General features: G+C 63.7%; 15 protein-coding genes. 9 read left to right on the forward strand and 6 right to left on the reverse strand.

What is annotated here, in order from left to right:
• Positions 1-26 precede the first annotated feature (26 nt).
• On the forward strand, positions 27-3494 hold the full coding sequence (gene dnaE, locus ASF79_RS06300; RefSeq protein ID WP_055782089.1) for a DNA polymerase III subunit alpha: 3468 nt from the start codon (positions 27-29) through the stop codon (positions 3492-3494).
• Between the two features lie 27 nt (positions 3495-3521).
• Here the strand turns inward: dnaE and ASF79_RS06305 are convergent, their stop codons facing one another.
• Positions 3522-4061 (reverse strand): flavin reductase family protein, encoded by a 540-nt coding sequence (locus ASF79_RS06305; protein ID WP_055781607.1) that lies wholly within the window; start codon positions 4059-4061, stop codon positions 3522-3524.
• 82 nt (positions 4062-4143) lie between these two features.
• Here ASF79_RS06305 and hisD point away from each other — a divergent pair, with 82 nt between their 5' ends.
• Genes hisD through ASF79_RS06320 form a run of 3 tightly spaced genes read left to right on the forward strand, consistent with a single transcriptional unit; the run spans position 4144 to position 7001 of the window.
• On the forward strand, positions 4144-5460 hold the full coding sequence (gene hisD, locus ASF79_RS06310; RefSeq protein WP_055782086.1) for a histidinol dehydrogenase: 1317 nt from the start codon (positions 4144-4146) through the stop codon (positions 5458-5460).
• 9 nt (positions 5461-5469) lie between these two features.
• Entirely contained in the window at positions 5470-5958 is a 489-nt protein-coding gene (gene nrdR / locus ASF79_RS06315; RefSeq protein WP_055781604.1) for a transcriptional regulator NrdR, read from the forward strand.
• Positions 5959-5960: 2 nt separating this feature from the next.
• Positions 5961-7001 carry a quinone-dependent dihydroorotate dehydrogenase gene (locus ASF79_RS06320; protein WP_055781602.1) on the forward strand — a complete coding sequence of 347 codons (1041 nt, stop codon included), beginning with the start codon at positions 5961-5963 and terminating at the stop codon, positions 6999-7001.
• On the opposite strand, the gene ASF79_RS06325 is transcribed toward ASF79_RS06320, so the two are convergent.
• A complete protein-coding gene (locus ASF79_RS06325; protein WP_055781599.1) occupies positions 6998-7429 on the reverse strand; it encodes a YdeI/OmpD-associated family protein in 432 nt (143 codons plus the stop codon). The two genes, ASF79_RS06320 and ASF79_RS06325, sit on opposite strands and share 4 nt — an antisense overlap.
• Before the next feature lie 38 nt (positions 7430-7467).
• Entirely contained in the window at positions 7468-8037 is a 570-nt protein-coding gene (locus tag ASF79_RS06330) for a DUF3043 domain-containing protein (protein ID WP_055781596.1), read from the reverse strand.
• A gap of 46 nt (positions 8038-8083) precedes the next feature.
• Here ASF79_RS06330 and ASF79_RS06335 point away from each other — a divergent pair, with 46 nt between their 5' ends.
• The 5 genes from ASF79_RS06335 to ASF79_RS06355 all read left to right on the forward strand — a co-directional run bounded on the left by ASF79_RS06335 (position 8084) and on the right by ASF79_RS06355 (position 13182).
• Positions 8084-9514 carry a dipeptidase gene (locus ASF79_RS06335; RefSeq protein WP_055853275.1) on the forward strand — a complete coding sequence of 477 codons (1431 nt, stop codon included), beginning with the start codon at positions 8084-8086 and terminating at the stop codon, positions 9512-9514.
• Between the two features lie 108 nt (positions 9515-9622).
• Positions 9623-9985, forward strand: coding sequence for an iron-sulfur cluster insertion protein ErpA (gene erpA, locus ASF79_RS06340; protein WP_044443252.1), 363 nt, complete (start codon positions 9623-9625; stop codon positions 9983-9985).
• Between the two features lie 160 nt (positions 9986-10145).
• Entirely contained in the window at positions 10146-11015 is an 870-nt protein-coding gene (gene ctaC, locus ASF79_RS06345; protein ID WP_055781591.1) for an aa3-type cytochrome oxidase subunit II, read from the forward strand.
• 10 nt (positions 11016-11025) lie between these two features.
• The gene (ctaD, locus tag ASF79_RS06350; RefSeq protein WP_055781588.1) at positions 11026-12762 is read left to right on the forward strand and encodes an aa3-type cytochrome oxidase subunit I; all 1737 of its coding nucleotides are present in this window, start codon (positions 11026-11028) and stop codon (positions 12760-12762) included.
• Between the two features lie 3 nt (positions 12763-12765).
• A complete protein-coding gene (locus ASF79_RS06355; RefSeq protein WP_055781585.1) occupies positions 12766-13182 on the forward strand; it encodes a cytochrome c oxidase subunit 4 in 417 nt (138 codons plus the stop codon).
• 170 nt (positions 13183-13352) lie between these two features.
• Here ASF79_RS06355 and ASF79_RS06360 read toward each other — a convergent pair whose 3' ends face one another.
• From ASF79_RS06360 to qcrA, 3 genes are all read right to left on the reverse strand, one after another.
• Entirely contained in the window at positions 13353-14057 is a 705-nt protein-coding gene (locus ASF79_RS06360; RefSeq protein WP_442853852.1) for a tryptophan--tRNA ligase, read from the reverse strand.
• Positions 14058-14260: 203 nt separating this feature from the next.
• Positions 14261-15904 carry a cytochrome bc1 complex cytochrome b subunit gene (gene qcrB, locus ASF79_RS06365; RefSeq protein WP_055853277.1) on the reverse strand — a complete coding sequence of 548 codons (1644 nt, stop codon included), beginning with the start codon at positions 15902-15904 and terminating at the stop codon, positions 14261-14263.
• Positions 15901-16977, reverse strand: a complete 1077-nt coding sequence (gene qcrA / locus ASF79_RS06370) for a cytochrome bc1 complex Rieske iron-sulfur subunit (protein ID WP_055853279.1) — start codon at positions 16975-16977, stop codon at positions 15901-15903. The genes qcrB and qcrA overlap by 4 nt, the downstream gene beginning before the upstream one ends.
• Positions 16978-17042: the final 65 nt, after the last annotated feature.

Genomic DNA, 17042 nt, shown 5'->3' on the forward strand with positions numbered 1-17042 from the left:
ACCTCCACGTGCACAGCGAGTACTCGATGCTCGATGGTGCCGCACGGGTGAAACCCCTGATCGAAGCCGCTGTAGAGCAGGGGATGCCGGCCGTTGCCGTCACCGACCACGGCAACGTGTTCGGGGCGTTCGATTTCTGGAAGACGGCCACGGATGCGGGTATCAAGCCCATCATCGGGACCGAGGCCTACATCACGCCGGGAACCGCTCGCGGCGACAAGACGCGAGTGAAGTGGGGCGGGCCGAACTCCGGGCGAGACGATGTCTCCGGATCGGGTGCCTACACCCATATGACGCTGCTCTCCGAGACGACGGAGGGTATGCACAATCTCTTCCGGTTGTCGTCGCGCGCGTCGATCGAGGGCTATTACTTCAAGCCGCGTATGGACCGCGAGCTGCTGAGCATGTACTCGAAGGGGCTCATCGCCACCACCGGCTGCCCGAGCGGCGAGATCCAGACTCGTCTGCGCCTTGGGCAGTACGACGAGGCGCGTAAGGCTGCTGCGGACTACCGCGACATCTTCGGCAAAGAGAACTACTTCGCCGAGATCATGGATCACGGGCTCGGCATCGAGCGGCAGATCATGCCGGACCTTCTGCGGCTTGCCAAAGAACTCGATCTGCCGCTGGTCGCGACCAACGATTTGCACTACACGCATGCCCACGATGCGACGAGCCACGCGGCGCTGCTGTGCGTGCAGTCGGGTTCGACGCTCTCCGATCCCAACCGGTTCAAGTTCGACGCAGACGAGTTCTACCTGAAGTCAGCGGCCGAGATGCGACACCTCTTCCGCGACCACCCCGAGTCGTGCGACAACACGCTGCTCATCGCAGAGCGTTGCGAGACCGTCTTCAACACGTCGGCGAACTACATGCCCCGTTTCCCGGTCCCCGAGGGCGAGACCGAGGACACCTGGTTGGTCAAGGAGGTCGAGACGGGCCTCATGGCCCGCTACCCGGGCGGCATCCCCGACGATGTGCGCGCGCGTGCGGAGTACGAGACGGGAGTCATCCTGCAGATGGGGTTCCCGGGCTACTTCCTCGTGGTCGCCGACTTCATCAGTTGGGCGAAGAAGAACGGAATCCGGGTCGGTCCGGGTCGTGGTTCGGGAGCGGGCTCGATGGTCGCGTACGCGCTGAACATCACGGGCCTCGACCCCATCAGACACGGCCTCATCTTCGAGCGATTCCTCAACCCCGACCGCGTCTCCATGCCCGACTTCGACGTCGACTTCGACGACCGTCGCCGCGGCGAGGTCATCAAGTACGTCACCGATAAGTACGGCGACGAACGCGTGGCCCAGATCGTCACCTACGGAACGATCAAGGCAAAGCAGGCGCTGAAGGACTCCTCCCGGGTGCTCGGCTTCCCCTTCGGCATGGGCGACAAGCTCACCAAGGCGATGCCGCCGCCCATCATGGGCAAGGACATCTCGCTCTCGGGCATCTTCGATACGAAGCACCCGCGCTACAAGGAGGCGTCCGACATCCGGGCCGTCATCGAGAGCGATCCCGAGGCGCGCACCGTCTTCGACACCGCCGTCGGCATCGAGAACCTCAAGAGGCAGTGGGGTGTGCACGCGGCGGGCGTGATCATGTCGAGCGAGCCGCTGATCGACATCATCCCGATCATGAAGCGTGAGCAAGACGGGCAGATCGTCACGCAGTTCGATTACCCGGCGGCCGAGGCGCTCGGCCTCATCAAGATGGACTTCCTGGGTCTTCGCAACCTGACGATCATCGACGACGCGCTCGACAACATCCAGTCGAACCGTGGGCACCGCCCCGTCCTCGAAGAGCTCGAGCTCGACGACGTGCCCTCCTACGAACTCCTGGCACGCGGCGACACCCTGGGCGTGTTCCAGCTCGACGGAGGGGCCATGCGCTCGCTCCTGCGTCTGATGAAGCCCGACAACTTCGAAGACATCTCGGCCGTGATCGCCCTCTACCGGCCCGGCCCCATGGGTGCCGACTCGCACACCAACTACGCGCTGCGCAAGAACGGGCTGCAGCCGATCACCCCGATTCACCCCGAGCTCGAAGAACCTCTTTTCGAGGTGCTGGGAACGACACACGGCCTGATCGTGTACCAGGAGCAGGTGATGTCGGTCGCGCAGAAGCTCGCCGGCTTCACTCTCGCCCAGGCCGATCTGCTGCGCCGTGCCATGGGAAAGAAGAAGAAGTCCGAACTGGACAAGCAGTTCGAGGGCTTCTCCGCCGGCATGAAGGCCAACGGCTACTCGATGGAAGCGGTCACGAAGCTGTGGGACATCCTTCTGCCGTTCTCCGACTACGCCTTCAACAAGGCGCACTCGGCGGCGTACGGTGTCGTCTCGTATTGGACGGCCTACCTCAAGGCGCACTACCCGGCCGAATACATGGCGGCGCTTCTCACCAGCGTCGGCGACTCCAAAGACAAGATGGCGCTCTATCTCAACGAGTGTCGTCGCATGAACATCAAGGTCCTTCCGCCCGACGTCAACGAGTCGATCGGCTTCTTCGCCGCTGTGGGGGAGGACATCCGCTTCGGCCTCGGCGCGGTGCGCAACGTGGGCTTCAACGTCGTCGACGGCATCAAGAACGCCCGCGAAGAGAAGGGCCGCTTCGAGTCGTTCCATGACTTCCTGCGCAAGGTTCCTCTGCCCGTGACCAACAAGCGGGCCATCGAGTCGTTGATCAAGGCCGGCGCATTCGACTCGCTCGGTTCGTCGCGTCGTGCTCTGATGGAGATCCACGAGGATGCGGTCGAGAGCGCGGTCAGCGACAAGAGGGCCGAGGCGAACGGCCAGGTCGGATTCGACTTCGACAGTCTCTGGGATGAGCCTCAGACCGAGAGTCAGGTTCCGGAGCGGCCCGAATGGACGAAGCGCGACAAGCTCGCCTTCGAACGCGAGATGCTCGGGCTCTACGTGTCAGATCACCCCCTGGCCGGGCTCGAGATCCCCCTGGCGAAACACGCCTCGACCTCGATCACCGACCTGCTCGCGAGCGAGCACACTCAAGACGGCGACCAAGTGACGGTGGCAGGTCTGATCACGAGCGTGCAGCACCGCACGGCGCGCAACAGCGGCAACCAATACGGCATGATCCAGATCGAGGACTTCGGCGGCGAGGTCACGGCCATGTTCATGGGCAAGTCCTACCAGGAGTTCGCGCCCGCACTCACGAACGACGCGATCGTCGTCGTTCGTGGTCGCGTCAGCATGCGCGACGACGGTCTCAATCTGCACGCGTTCAGCCTGTTCTCACCCGATCTGGGTCAGGCCGGCGGTTTCGGGCCTGTCGAGATCTCGATGACAGAGGCCAGGGCGACGACAGATACAGTGCAGGCGCTCAACGACGTCCTGATCCGGCATTCCGGAGACACCGAGGTGCGCCTGAAGCTCGTCAAGGGGCAGACGGCGCGCGTCTTCGAGATTCCGTATCCGGTGCGGGTCTCGGCTGATCTCTACGGAGAGTTGAAGTCACTGCTCGGACCGAACTGTCTGGCGTGACGCACGCGCCTGCGGTCTGATCCGCGCTCAGGCGTGATCGCCGAGCAGGCGGTACGCGCGCTCGTGGTAGAGGAGTGCCTCGTCGTCGTCACCGAGGCCACCCTGCTCCACCTGCACGGCGACGACGGCGTTGTTGTGCAGCGGCATCCGTCCGATGATGCGGCCCACCATCCACGCGGTCACGTCGTTCAATACGGCAAGCCCGTGCGGGCCGACGTGCCAGTGGTCGCCCGAGAAACGAAGCGCGTGGTCGCCGGACATGATCTCGGCCACGGGCCTGTTTCGCGCTCCGAGCATGTGGATCGCCACGTAGTCGGTCTCGGCGATCGCTCGCCATGCGCTGGCCGAGCGGGCCATGTTGAAGGTCGCCATCGGAGGCACGGCAGAGAGCGACGACAACGACGTGGCCGTGAAACCGACCGGCGAACCCTCAGGCGAGAGCGCAGTGACGACGGCGACCCCTGCGGCGTGCCGTCGAAACGCCTGTTTGAACGCGAGAAGATCGTCGGGGGTCTGCGGCTGAGAAGATGTGCCCTCGGGGGCGTCCGGCTGCGTTGTATCGGTCACACTGTCCTCCAACTCGACACTGCGTGTGAGCTATTCCCGACGGCGGCCGCCGATGATGATCGGCCAATACAATAGACAGGCCATGATTCAGACGATCGACCTTCGGGGTCACAAGCCTAGCCCTTCAGAACTCATCGACCTCGTGCCTCGGTCGCTTACCGACGTATCGGTAGCGCGGGTCGCAGCGCAGCAGCTGATCGATGACGTCATCGAGAGGGGAGAGCAGGCGATCCTCGACCAGGCCCAGAAATTCGACGGTGTCGCACCGCAGTCGATCCGCGTCGCGCAGTCGGAGATAGACGAGGCGGTGGCCCAGCTCGATCCCGATGTACGCAGTGCCCTCGAGGAGGCGATCGAGCGTGTGCGTCAGGCGACCCGCGCTCAGGTTCCGCCGGCCACGACCACGACCCTGGGCGAGGGTGCCGTCGTCGAGCAGCGCTGGCACCCTGTCGAGCGGGTCGGTCTCTACGTGCCCGGAGGCAAGGCCGTCTATCCGTCGAGCGTGGTGATGAACGTCGTTCCCGCTCAGGTGGCCGGCGTCGCATCGATCGCCCTGGTGTCGCCCGCGCAGAAGGAATTCGGCGGTTCGGTGCATCCGACGATTCTCGGCGCCGCCGGACTCCTGGGCATCACCGAGGTCTACGCGATGGGCGGAGCTGGCGCCATCGGTGCACTCGCCTACGGCATCCCGGCCCTCGACCTCCACCCCGTGCAGGTGATCACCGGTCCGGGCAACGTCTACGTCGCCGCGGCGAAACGCATCGTCGGCGCACGAACGGGAATCGACTCCGAAGCGGGCCCCACAGAAATCCTGGTCATCGCCGATGCGAGCGCCGATGCCGCATTCGTCACGGCCGACCTGGTGAGCCAGGCGGAGCACGACGAACTCGCCGCAGCGGTGCTCGTGACCGATTCTGCCGATCTCGCAGATCAGGTGCGCTCGCTCCTCGACCAGGTCGCACGGTCGACCAGGCACGCCACGAGGGTCGCTGTCGCGCTCGACGGAGTGCAGTCGGCGATCGTGCTCGTCGACGACCTGTCGGCGGCCGCCGAGTTCAGCAACGCCTACGGTCCCGAGCACCTCGAGATCCAGACGACCGATCCCGATACGGTCGTGTCGAACATCCACAACGCCGGAGCCATCTTCATCGGGGCGTATTCGCCGGTGAGTCTCGGCGACTATCTGGCGGGTTCCAACCACGTGCTTCCGACAGGGGGCCAGTCGCGATTCTCCTCCGGCCTCGGTGCGTACACCTTCCTGCGTCCCCAGCAGCTCATCCGCTACGACCGTGCCGCCCTCGGCGAGGTCAAGGATCGTATCCACGCTCTCGCCGAGTCAGAGAACCTCCCGGCGCACGCCGAGGCCGTGGCGGTACGCTTCACCACTCCCGACCGTTAGGCCAGAGACATGTACTGCCCATACTGCCGCTATCCGGATTCGCGAGTCGTCGATTCCCGGACGACCGACGACGGCCTCGCCATCAGGCGACGCCGCCAGTGCCCCGAGTGCGGTCGACGGTTCAGTACGACGGAGACCGCGAGCCTGAACGTCATCAAGCGCAGCGGCGTCGTGGTTCCGTTCAGCCGCGACAAGATCGTGAGCGGAGTCCGCAAGGCGTGTCAGGGGCGACCGGTCACGGATTCCGATCTGGCGATTCTGGCCCAGCGCGTCGAAGAGACCGTGCGGCTCAGTGGGGCTGCCCAGATCGAGGCGAACGACATCGGTCTCGCCATCCTCCAGCCACTTCGTGAACTCGATGAAGTGGCGTATCTGCGCTTCGCCAGTGTCTATCAGGGCTTCGATTCGCTCGAAGACTTCGAAGAAGCCATCACTCTTCTGCGCGTCGAGCACCAGGCGGCCCGGTCGAACGACGACAGCGAAGCCACGGTCGAGTGAGAATGTATGCGCTCCTCTTCGCCCATGTCCTGACCCGGATCGATCCGGAGCGGGCGCATCACCTCGCGTTCACGGTGATCCGCCTCATTCCGCGACTCGGTCTCGGCGGCATTGTCGGTCGTCTCACCGCGTCACGGTCGTCCCACTCGGTACACGCGCTCGGTCTCGAATTCCCCACGCCGTTCGGTCTCGCCGCCGGTTTCGATAAGGACGCCCGCGGCATCCAGGGGCTGGGCGTGCTCGGCTTCGGACACGTGGAGGTGGGCACGATCACGGCCCGTCCTCAGCCCGGCAACGACCGGCCCCGCCTGTTCCGTCTCGTCGCGGATCGCGCGGTCGTCAATCGCATGGGGTTCAACAACGGGGGAGCGGCGGAGGCGTCGCTTCGCGTCGCCCAGGCCACCGGCATCCGCAAGCGGCCCGTCATCGGTGTCAACATCGGAAAGAGCCGCATCGTCGCGGTCGACGATGCGATCGGCGACTACATCTCGAGCACGCGTGCCCTCGCGCCCGTGGCCGATTACCTTGTCGTCAACGTCAGCTCGCCGAACACGCCCGGCCTGCGTGGACTGCAGGAGATCGACAAGCTCGAGCCGCTACTCAGAGCGGTGAAGACAGAGGCCGGTTCGACCCCGCTTCTCGTGAAGATCGCGCCCGACCTCACCGACGACGAGGTGCAGAGAGTCTCGCGACTCGCCGTCGAGCTGGATCTCGATGGCATCATCGCGACGAATACGACGCTGTCTCGGGAGGGCCTTCGAACCACGGAGAAGACCGTCGTCGCAGCGGGAGCCGGGGGACTGTCAGGGGCACCGCTCGCGGCGAGATCGATCGACGTCCTGCGCATCATCCGCTCTGTCGTCCCGGCCGAGCTCTGCGTGATCTCGGTCGGCGGAGTGGAGACGGCCGACGACGTGGTCGAGCGACTGCGCGCCGGTGCGACGTTGGTGCAGGGGTACACGGCATTTCTCTACCGCGGGCCGCTCTGGGCGCGACAGATCAACCGTGGCCTGGATCGGCTGCTGGCAGTCGAGCGGGTCTAGCGGAGTTCGGCTAGCGCAGCGTCGACGCGTCGCAGCCGAGTGGAGTCTGTCTTGGCGGACTCGATCGACAGCGCGATGCGATTCTGGTTCGTGTACGAGAGCGCCTCGAACCGCGCCTTCGTGTCGGGTTCGTCGATGAACACGCGAGCGAGGTCTGCCGGAACGGTCACGGTTCGAGGGGTCGTATCGCGCTCGATCTCGACCTCGACCTGATCGCCCCCAGCAACGTTCGCCGCGGATCGGTTGGCCGCACTCAGCGAGATCATCAAGCGACCTCTGTACGGCGCGACGCTGCTGCGGTACGAGTGCGACCCGAGCGTGACCACGACCGGGATACGTTTCTCCGACCCCAGGGCCGACATGATGTCGGCCGGAACCTCTATGCCGGCGTTGTTGCCGTCTTGGACGATGGTCGTGGTGAACCTCATGGGTTCAGTGTCTGACGTCGGATACCGACCGTCAATGTTCACACGGGATATTTGCCGCGCTTCACCTGAGGCTTGGGCAGGCGCAGGGGACGCAGCTGCAGCGCGCGCATGGCCGCGTACCAGCGAACACCCTTCTCGACCTTTTCTTCGCCGAACTTCGCTTTGAGCTTGCGGGTGACGAGCCAGCCCAGCAGGAGGCTGTCGACGACGACCAGAACGACGAACGCGTACAGGGCCAGCATCAACGCCGTCTGCACCGTGGGGTTCGGCACGAGCGTCGCGAGGATCACGGCGAACATGACGGGGATCATGACCTCGCCGAGGCTGAACCGCGCATCGACGTAATCGCGGACGTAGCGGCGCTGCGGCCCCTTGTCTCGGATCGGCAGGAATTTCTCCTCGCCGTTCGCCATGCCGACGCGGGCTCGGTCGCGGGACTCCTGCAGTTTCGCTCGCGAGGCCTTGCGGGCCTCTTTGTTATCGCCGGCGACGAGGGGACGCTTGTTCGCCGCTTCGCGTTCTTTGCGCGTGGGCGTCGCGTGGCCTTTGCCGCTGAGAGGGGCGTCTTCGAGCGGTGCTTCGAGAGCGGGGGCTTTGTCTTTGGCCACGATGTACGTCCTTGCCGAGAAGTGCAGAAGTATAAAGTTTACCTCTATGACTGAGAACACGGGCACGACGCATTCTGACGAGACCGATCTGCAGGCGGAGGTCCGGCGCATCGTCGAACAGAACATGCCGGGGTCCGTCGCGACTCTGACCGATCTGGTGCGAATCCCGTCGGTGTCATGGGACGCGTTCGATCGTGCCTTCGTCGCCCAGAGTGCTGACGCCGTCGCCTCGCTGCTCGAAGAGACGGGTGCCTTCGACTCGGTGATCGTGTCGCAGGCAGAGACCCCGGAGGGCGCTCTCGGCCAGCCCGCCGTGCTGGCGTCACGCGCGGCGAAGAACGGCCGGCCCACGGTGCTGCTCTACGCTCACCACGACGTCCAGCCTCCCGGCGACGACGCCGATTGGGAGTCCGCCCCGTACGAACCGACCATCCGCGGCGACCGTCTCTACGGTCGCGGCGCATCCGACGACAAAGCGGGCGTCGTGTCGCATATCGCGTCCGTCCGCGCGCTCGTCGAGGCCACGGCGAACGAATTCGACGTGGGACTGGTCGTCTTCATCGAGGGCGAGGAGGAATTCGGTTCACGGTCGTTCTCCGCGTTCCTCGACAAGCACCGCGATCAGCTCGAGGCCGACGTTATCGTCGTCGCGGACTCCGACAACTGGAACATCGACACCCCGGCCATCACGATCAGCCTTCGTGGCAACGTCACCTTCAAGCTCACCGTGCGAACGCTCGAGCACGCGTCGCACTCGGGCATGTTCGGCGGCGCCGCTCCGGATGCGATGCTCGCGACCGTCCGGCTCCTCGCGTCGCTGCATGGCGACGACGGCTCCGTCGCCGTCGATGGACTCGTCGGCACACAGGACGTGACGCCGGACTATCCCGAAAGCCAGCTGGCGCACGAGGCGGGATTCGTGGACGGCGTCACGAGCATCGGCCATGGTTCGATCCTGTCGCGTCTGTGGTTTCAGCCGGCCATCACCGTCACCGGAATCGATGCACCCAGCGTCGCCAACGCATCCAATACGCTCTTGCCGCAGGTGGCCGTGCGCATCAGCTCTCGCATCGCACCGGGTCAAAAGGCGAGCGATGCGTTCGACGCGATCGAGAAGCACCTGCGCGACAACGCCCCCTTCGGGGCCGCGATCGAGATCAGCGATGTCGACCTCGGTGATGCGTTCCTCGTCGATACGAGCGGCTGGGCCGTGCGCGAAGCGAAGACGGCCATGAGAAACGGGTGGGGCGTCGAAGCCGTAGAGACGGGGATCGGTGGATCCATTCCGTTCATCTCCGATCTCGCCCGCGTGTTTCCTGCGGCGCAGATTCTCGTAACAGGAGTCGAAGACCCCGACACCCGGGCGCACAGCCCCAACGAATCCCAGCACCTGGGCGTGCTGAAGCGCGCGATCGTGAGCGAAGCGCTTCTGCTCGCGCGTCTGAACGAGCGAACTCTCGAGCAGCTGGCGGAATGAATTCCGCCCGTGCAGGGTTTGCGTGTTTAGACTGACGAGTAGCGACGTGCGTGTGCGATACATCGCGCATCACGGCGCACGTGCTTTCCCGACTTACTAGGAGCAGCCATGAGCGACACCGTATTGACCCAGACCGAGGCTCCCAGCCACCGCGTGGGCGTCACCGACGCCGCAGCAGAGAAGGTGCGCAGCCTCCTCATTCAGGAGGGTCGTGAAGACCTCCGGCTGCGCGTCGCCGTGCAGCCCGGCGGATGCTCGGGCCTCATCTACCAGCTGTACTTCGACGAACGCCAGCTCGATGGCGATGCCGTCGTCGACTACAACGGTGTCGAGGTGATCGTCGATGAGATGAGCGTTCCCTACCTCGATGGCGCGACCATCGACTTCGAAGACACCATCCAGAAGCAGGGCTTCACGATCGACAACCCCAACGCCGGCGGAAGCTGCGCCTGCGGCGATTCGTTCCACTGATTCTTCGGGCCCGCAGAGGCCCGGAATTACGCTGTTCCGCAAGGGAGTCGCTGTCAAGCGGCTCCCTTTGTGGATTCAGGCGCGCGTGTTATGTCGAGTAGGCTAGAGCACGGTTCTCTACACTTGTCGGTAGTTCCTCCGACAGTCTTCCGAAAGGTAACTGGTGCGCTCTCGACGTCTCCGCCTGGCTGCAATTCCCATTGCTGCCACCCTTGCACTCCTCCTCGCAGGCTGCACTCAGCAGCAGCTGCAGGGATGGCTGCCCACCGAACCCGGCACGACGAACAACGTCGACCGCGTGATCGGACTCTGGGTCACGTCGTGGATCGTGCTCCTCATCGTCGGAGTCATCACCTGGGGCCTGACGCTCTGGGCCGTGATCGTCTACCGTCGTCGCCGCGGACAGACCGGTCTTCCCGCTCAGCTGCGCTACAACATGCCGATCGAGATCTTCTACACGGTCGTCCCTCTTATCCTGGTGCTGGGCTTCTTCGCCTTCACCGCTCGTGACCAGTCGGCCATCGAGGCCAAGTACGACGACCCCGATGTGACGATCGCCGTCTACGGCAAGCAGTGGGCGTGGGACTTCAACTACGTCGACGAAGACGTCTACTCCGCAGGCATCCAGGGCCAGGAAGACCCCGACGACGCCAAGGGCACGCTTGTCGAGTCCGAGATCCCCACGCTCTACCTGCCCGTCGGCAAGAAGATCGAGATCCAGCTCGAGGCTCGCGACGTCATCCACTCCTTCTGGGTCATCGACTTCCTCTACAAGAAAGACATGATCCCCGGCAAGACGAACTACATGTACGTCACGCCGGAGCGAGAGGGAACGTACAGCGGTAAGTGCGCCGAGCTCTGTGGCGAGTATCACTCGCTCATGCTCTTCAACGTCAAGGTCGTCTCTCAAGACGAATACGACGCGTATATCAAGTCTCTGAAGGACGCCGGCTTCAACGGCCAGCTCGGACACGAGTACGACAGAAATCAGAACCTCCCCGGCACGACGTCGCCCCGGGTAGCGGAGTAGGGGAACGCACATGACGACCACAGCCGTAGCGCCGACCACCGGTCAGGCCCTCAACGACGGACAGTCCCGCAGCGCTGAGCGCAAGGGCAACGTCCTGGTCAAGTGGATCACCTCCACCGACCACAAGACCATCGGGTACATGTACCTGATCTCCTCGTTCATCTACTTCTGCCTCGGTGGAGTGATGGCGCTGGTCATCCGTGCTCAGCTCTTCGAGCCCGGGCTCGAGATCCTGCAGACCAAGGACCAGTACAACCAGCTGTTCACCATGCACGGCACGATCATGCTGCTGATGTTCGCGACCCCGCTGTTCGCGGGTTTCGCAAACGTCCTCATGCCGCTGCAGATCGGAGCGCCCGACGTCGCCTTCCCGCGACTGAACGCCTTCGCATACTGGCTCTACAGCTTTGGCAGCCTCATTGCCGTCGCAGGCTTCCTCACCCCCCAGGGTGCGGCCTCGTTCGGATGGTTCGCGTACGCTCCTCTCTCGAGCGAGACGTTCACGCCGGGTGACGGTGGAAACCTCTGGGTCATAGGCCTGGGAATCTCGGGATTCGGAACGATTCTCGGAGCGGTGAACTTCATCACCACCATCATCACGATGCGTGCGCCGGGTATGACCATGTTCCGCATGCCGATCTTCACCTGGAACATCCTCGTAACGTCCATCCTCGTGCTGATGGCGTTCCCGGTTCTCGCGGCCGCTCTGTTCGCTCTCGGTGCCGACCGCATCCTCGGTGCGCATGTCTACGACGCTGCCAACGGGGGAGTGCTGCTCTGGCAGCACCTCTTCTGGTTCTTCGGTCACCCCGAGGTCTACATCATCGCGCTGCCGTTCTTCGGCATCGTGTCGGAAGTGTTCCCAGTCTTCAGTCGCAAGCCGATCTTCGGCTACAAGACGCTGATCTACGCGACGATCTCCATCGCAGCGCTCTCGGTCACCGTCTGGGCTCACCACATGTATGTCACGGGCTCGGTGCTGCTGCCCTTCTTCGCCCTGATGACCATGCTGATCGCGGTTCCCACGGGTGTGAAGATCTTCAACTGGATCGGCACGATGTGGCGAGGTTCCGTCACCTTCGAGACGCCCATGCTGTGGGCCATCGGCTTCCTCATCACGTTCACGTTCGGTGGACTCACCGGCGTCATCCTGGCGTCGCCGCCGCTCGACTTCCATGTCTCGGACTCGTATTTCGTCGTGGCCCACTTCCACTACGTCGTCTTCGGTACCGTCGTCTTCGCCATGTTCAGCGGGTTCTACTTCTGGTGGCCCAAGTGGACCGGCAAGATGCTCAACGAGACCCTGGGCAAGTGGCACTTCTGGATGCTGTTCATCGGCTTCCACACCACATTCCTGATTCAGCACTGGCTCGGCGTTGTGGGTATGCCTCGTCGTTACGCCACGTACTCGCCGCAGGACGGATTCACCTCGATGAACCAGGTCTCGACAGTCGGCGCGTTCCTGCTGGCCGCGTCCCTGGTGCCGTTCTTCCTGAACGTGTACATCACGGCTCGCCGGGCTCCGAAGGTCACGGTCAACGACCCGTGGGGATACTCGCGATCTCTCGAATGGGCCACCTCGTGCCCGCCGCCGCGGCACAACTTCACGTCGATTCCGCGCATCCGCAGCGAGTCTCCCGCATTCGACCTCAACCACCCCGAGGCGGGCATCCCGTTCGGAGTGGGGCCGGCCAAGGACGCGCCAGACGCTCCCACGTATGACACAGCATCCGAGAAGGTGAAGTAACCCATGAGAGCGAACAAGAATCTCTTCTGGATCCTGGCGGTCTTCTGTCTGCTGCTCTCAGCGGTGTACATCTTTTGGCACATCCTCGACCAGGGCAACGTCGAGTGGGTGGGAGCCCTGGGCATCGGCCTCGCGGGTGTTCTCTCCGCCTTCCTCGCGTTCTACCTGGGCCGCGTCTTCAGCGCCCAGGGTGGCGATCTGCCCGAAGACCGACTCGACTCCGACATCGACGATGGTGACCCCGAGATGGGCTTCTACAGCCCCTGGAGCTGGTGGCCTGTCATCCTCGCCGGATCGGCCTCGCTCATGCTGCTGGGCTTCGCGGTGGGAACCTGGATCACCTTCATCGGTGTCGCCCTCGTTCTCGTCGCGATCGTCGGCTGGGTCTACGAGTACTACCGCGGGTACTTCGCCCGCTAGATCCACGCGCGCTTCAGGGCCCGTCTCGTTCATTCGAGACGGGCCCTTTGTGCTGTTCGTGACCGGTCAGTCAGTAGATCGTTCCCATCGCTACGCGCACCTCGGCCAGCGTTGCCTCTGCAGTGGAATTCGCAGCCTCATTTCCGCCACGGAGGATTTTGCTCGCGAGATCAGGATCTTCGGCGAATGCTCGCCGTCGACAAGAGTGCTGAGACACCCGGCCTGCGCTCCGGGTCAAAGGCGATCTTGCGGTCCTGATCTGTGCGGGTGCGACGGATCGCATCGACGGTCTCGTCCGGCGTCATCGAGAGCGAGCTCGAGTTGCCGTAGCTCTTCGACATCTTGCGGCCGTCGAGACCCGGAACCTCCGGCGCCGAGGTGATGAGGGCATCCGGCATGGATAACGCCTGGCCGTAGCGTTCGTTGAACCGTCTGGCGATCACGCGGGTCATCTCGACATGCGGAAGGTTGTCCTTGCCGACCGGCACCAGATTGCCCTTGCAGAACAGGATGTAGGCCGCCTGATGTACCGGGTAGGTCAAGAGTTGAGCCGGCACCGACGAGTGAGTGAAGATCGTGGCCCGCCGAGGATCTATGCCCGCCGCGAGGTAGTCCAATACCGCTCCATACACGTTCTCACGGACGTGAGCCGTTGTGTCGCGGTCGGTGATGACCTGGTAGTCCGCGAGGACCAGGAACATGTCGACGCCGGCCTCCTGCAGTCGAACACGCTCTCTGATCGTGCCGAAGTAGTGCCCGAGATGAAGAGGGCCCGTCGGCCGTTCTCCGGTGACGACGCGAAAGCCCTCGGGTCGCCGCGCTACCGCAGCCGCGATCCCGATCGAGCGTTCTGCTGTTGCGCTGAATGAATCCATCTGTGTCGCCCGACTGTGGGAGCTGCACGAAGTTCTCGCGCCTGTCACGAACTGCGTGCAGCCCGTGAACATACTTCAACCGCCTGCTAGCGCAGCCACCATGCGGAGCAGTCGAAGTTCATAAGAGGAGAAAACCAAAAATCCGCCGGATCGCCTCGAGTGAGACGATCCGGCGGATCAGATTGCGCTACGTCGCAGAGGGGTCAGTGGTGACCGCCGCGCTCGATCTCCTTGGGGCTGACCGGAGCGATGCGGTCTTCGAAGAACCAGCGCGACATGCCTGCGCGGAAGCGCTGGATCGTCGTGATCTTGCCCTGTGCATTCGGGCGGATCATGAGGGGCTGGTAGTCGTTGTAATCCACCAGCTTCCAGCGCTCGTACTCGTCGACGGGCTGGTGCACCTCGATGTACTCGCCACCCGGCAGGCGCACGATGCGTCCGGACTCGAAACCGTGCAGGGCGATCTCGCGGTCCTTCTTCTGCAGGGCGAGGCACACGCGCTTGGTGACCAGGTAACCGATGATCGGGCCGAGGATGAGCAGAGCCTGATTCACGTGGATCACGCCCTCGATCGACAGCTGGAAGTGCGTGGCGATGAGGTCGGAACTCGCAGCACCCCACAGGGCCGCGTAGAACAGAACGCCGGCGACACCGATGGCGGTGCGGGTCGGAGCGTTGCGCGGGCGGTCGAGCAGGTGGTGCTCGCGCTTGTCACCGGTGATCCAGGCCTCGATGAACGGGTAGACGAGAACGGCGACGATCAGACCAGTCAGGATGAGCACCGGGATGATGATGTTGAACGACCAGGTGCGGTCCCAGAGCTCGAATTCGAGTCCCGGCGGAATCAGACGCAGCGCACCGTCGGCGAATCCGATGTACCAGTCAGGCTGCGTACCCGCAGACACCGGCGACGGGTCGTAGGGGCCGTAGTTCCAGATGGGGTTGATCGTGAAGAACGTTCCCATCAGGGCGATGACGCCGAAGACGATGAAGAAGAAGCCACCGGCCTTCGCGGCGAACATCGGGAGGATGGGGGAGCCGACGACGTTGTCCTTCGTCTGGCCCGGACCCGACCACTGGGTGTGCTTGTGTACGACGACGAACACGAGGTGCAGGGCGAGCATGACGGCCAGGATCGCCGGCAGCAACAGGATGTGCAGCGAATACAGGCGTCCGACGATGTCGGTTCCGGGGAACTCTCCGCCGAAGAGCAGGAACGAGATCCAGGTTCCGACAACAGGCAGTCCCTTGATCAGACCGTCGATGATGCGCAGGCCGTTGCCCGAGAGGAGGTCGTCAGGAAGCGAGTATCCGGTGAAGCCTTCTGCCAGAGCGAGGATGAAGAGGATGAAACCGATGACCCAGTTCAACTCGCGGGGCTTGCGGAATGCGCCGGTGAAGTAGATGCGCAGCATGTGGATGCCGATGGCCGCGATGAAGGTCAGGGCTGCCCAGTGGTGGATCTGGCGGATGAGCAGACCACCGCGGACGTCGAACGAGATGTTCAGCGTCGACGACATGGCCGTGGACATCTCGACACCCTTGAGGGGGACGTAGGAGCCGTTGTAGACGACTTCGGCCATCGATGCCTGGAAGAAGAACGTCAGGAACGTTCCCGTCAAGAGGATGACGACGAAGCTGTAGAGGGCGACCTCACCGAGCATGAACGACCAGTGATCAGGGAAGATCTTGCGGCCGAACTCCTTGACGACGCCCGAGATGCTGGTGCGCTCGTCGATGTAGTTAGCGGCTGCCTCGGTGAAGCGGCTCGTGCTGCTCCGCTGCGATGAAGACGATTGTGCGGGTGCCGGGGCAGGTGCTGTCTCCGGCGTGGTCACTGTGCTCATGATGAAGATCGCTCCCAGAAGCTCGGGCCGACGGGTTCGTGGAAATCGCTTTGGGCGATCAGGTAGCCTTCGCCGTCAACGGCGATCGGCAGCTGCGGGAGTGCGCGCTTCGCCGGACCGAAGATGACCTTGCATTCTTCGGTGACGTCGAAAGTCGACTGGTGGCAGGGGCAGAGCAGGTGGTGCGTCTGCTGCTCGTAGAGGGCGACGGGGCACCCGACGTGCGTGCAGATCTTGGAGTACGCGACGATGCCGTCGTACGACCATCCCGTTCGCTCCGCGCTCTCTTTGAGCTTGGAGGGATCGAGACGCATGAGGAGGACAGAGGCCTTCGCCTTCTCTTCGAGACGGTGCTCCGACTCGTTGAGGCCCTCGGGGATCACATGGAATGCGGAGCCGAGCGTGACGTCGGAGGCCTTGATCGGCAATCCAGACGGGTCGAGGGTCAGGCGTGCGCCCTTCTTCCACATCGTGTGCTCGAGCATTTCGACGGGATTCTCGTTCTGAGGACCCCAGCCGCGGAAGAGAACGACCGCGGGAAGGGGGAAGGCGACGAGAGCGCCGAGCAGAGTGTTGCGAACGAGGGTGCGTCGACCGAAGCCCGACTCCTCATTGGCCTGCTTGAAGATCTCCACGGCACGGGCGCGGGTCTCTTCGCTTCCACGAACGGGGTGTCGCTGATCGATGCCCTCGTGATTGGCCATCAGTGCCTTCGACCAGTGCACGGCACCGAATCCCAGACCGAAGAGGGCGAGCACGATGCCGATTCCGAGCATCATCGTGTGCAGGCGCAGAGCGCCCGTGTCGCCGTCTTCGATGGGGAACGCCATGTACGAGGCAATCGCGAAGATGCTTCCGACGATCGACAGGTAGAAGAACGTATAGACCTGACGCTCGGCCGTCTTCTCGGCCTTCGGGTCGGTGTCTGTCACGCGCTGACGGTGAGCCGGGAAGCCTGGGTTCTCGAACGTCTCGGACGGGATGACGGCCGTGCCGGGAGCTGCCGTCTCGTGGGAGACGCCAGTCGACGAAACAGCGGTGATGTCCTTGCCGCTCATATCGTCATGTGCCATGTGATTGCCTTTCGAGCTTTTCTTCGAGGCCGTCCTTTACAGGTCGTCCTCGCCTCGGTGAAGAA

Origin of the sequence: Agreia sp. Leaf335, from assembly GCF_001423605.1 — a bacterium.
Classification (GTDB): Bacteria; Actinomycetota; Actinomycetes; order Actinomycetales; family Microbacteriaceae; genus Agreia.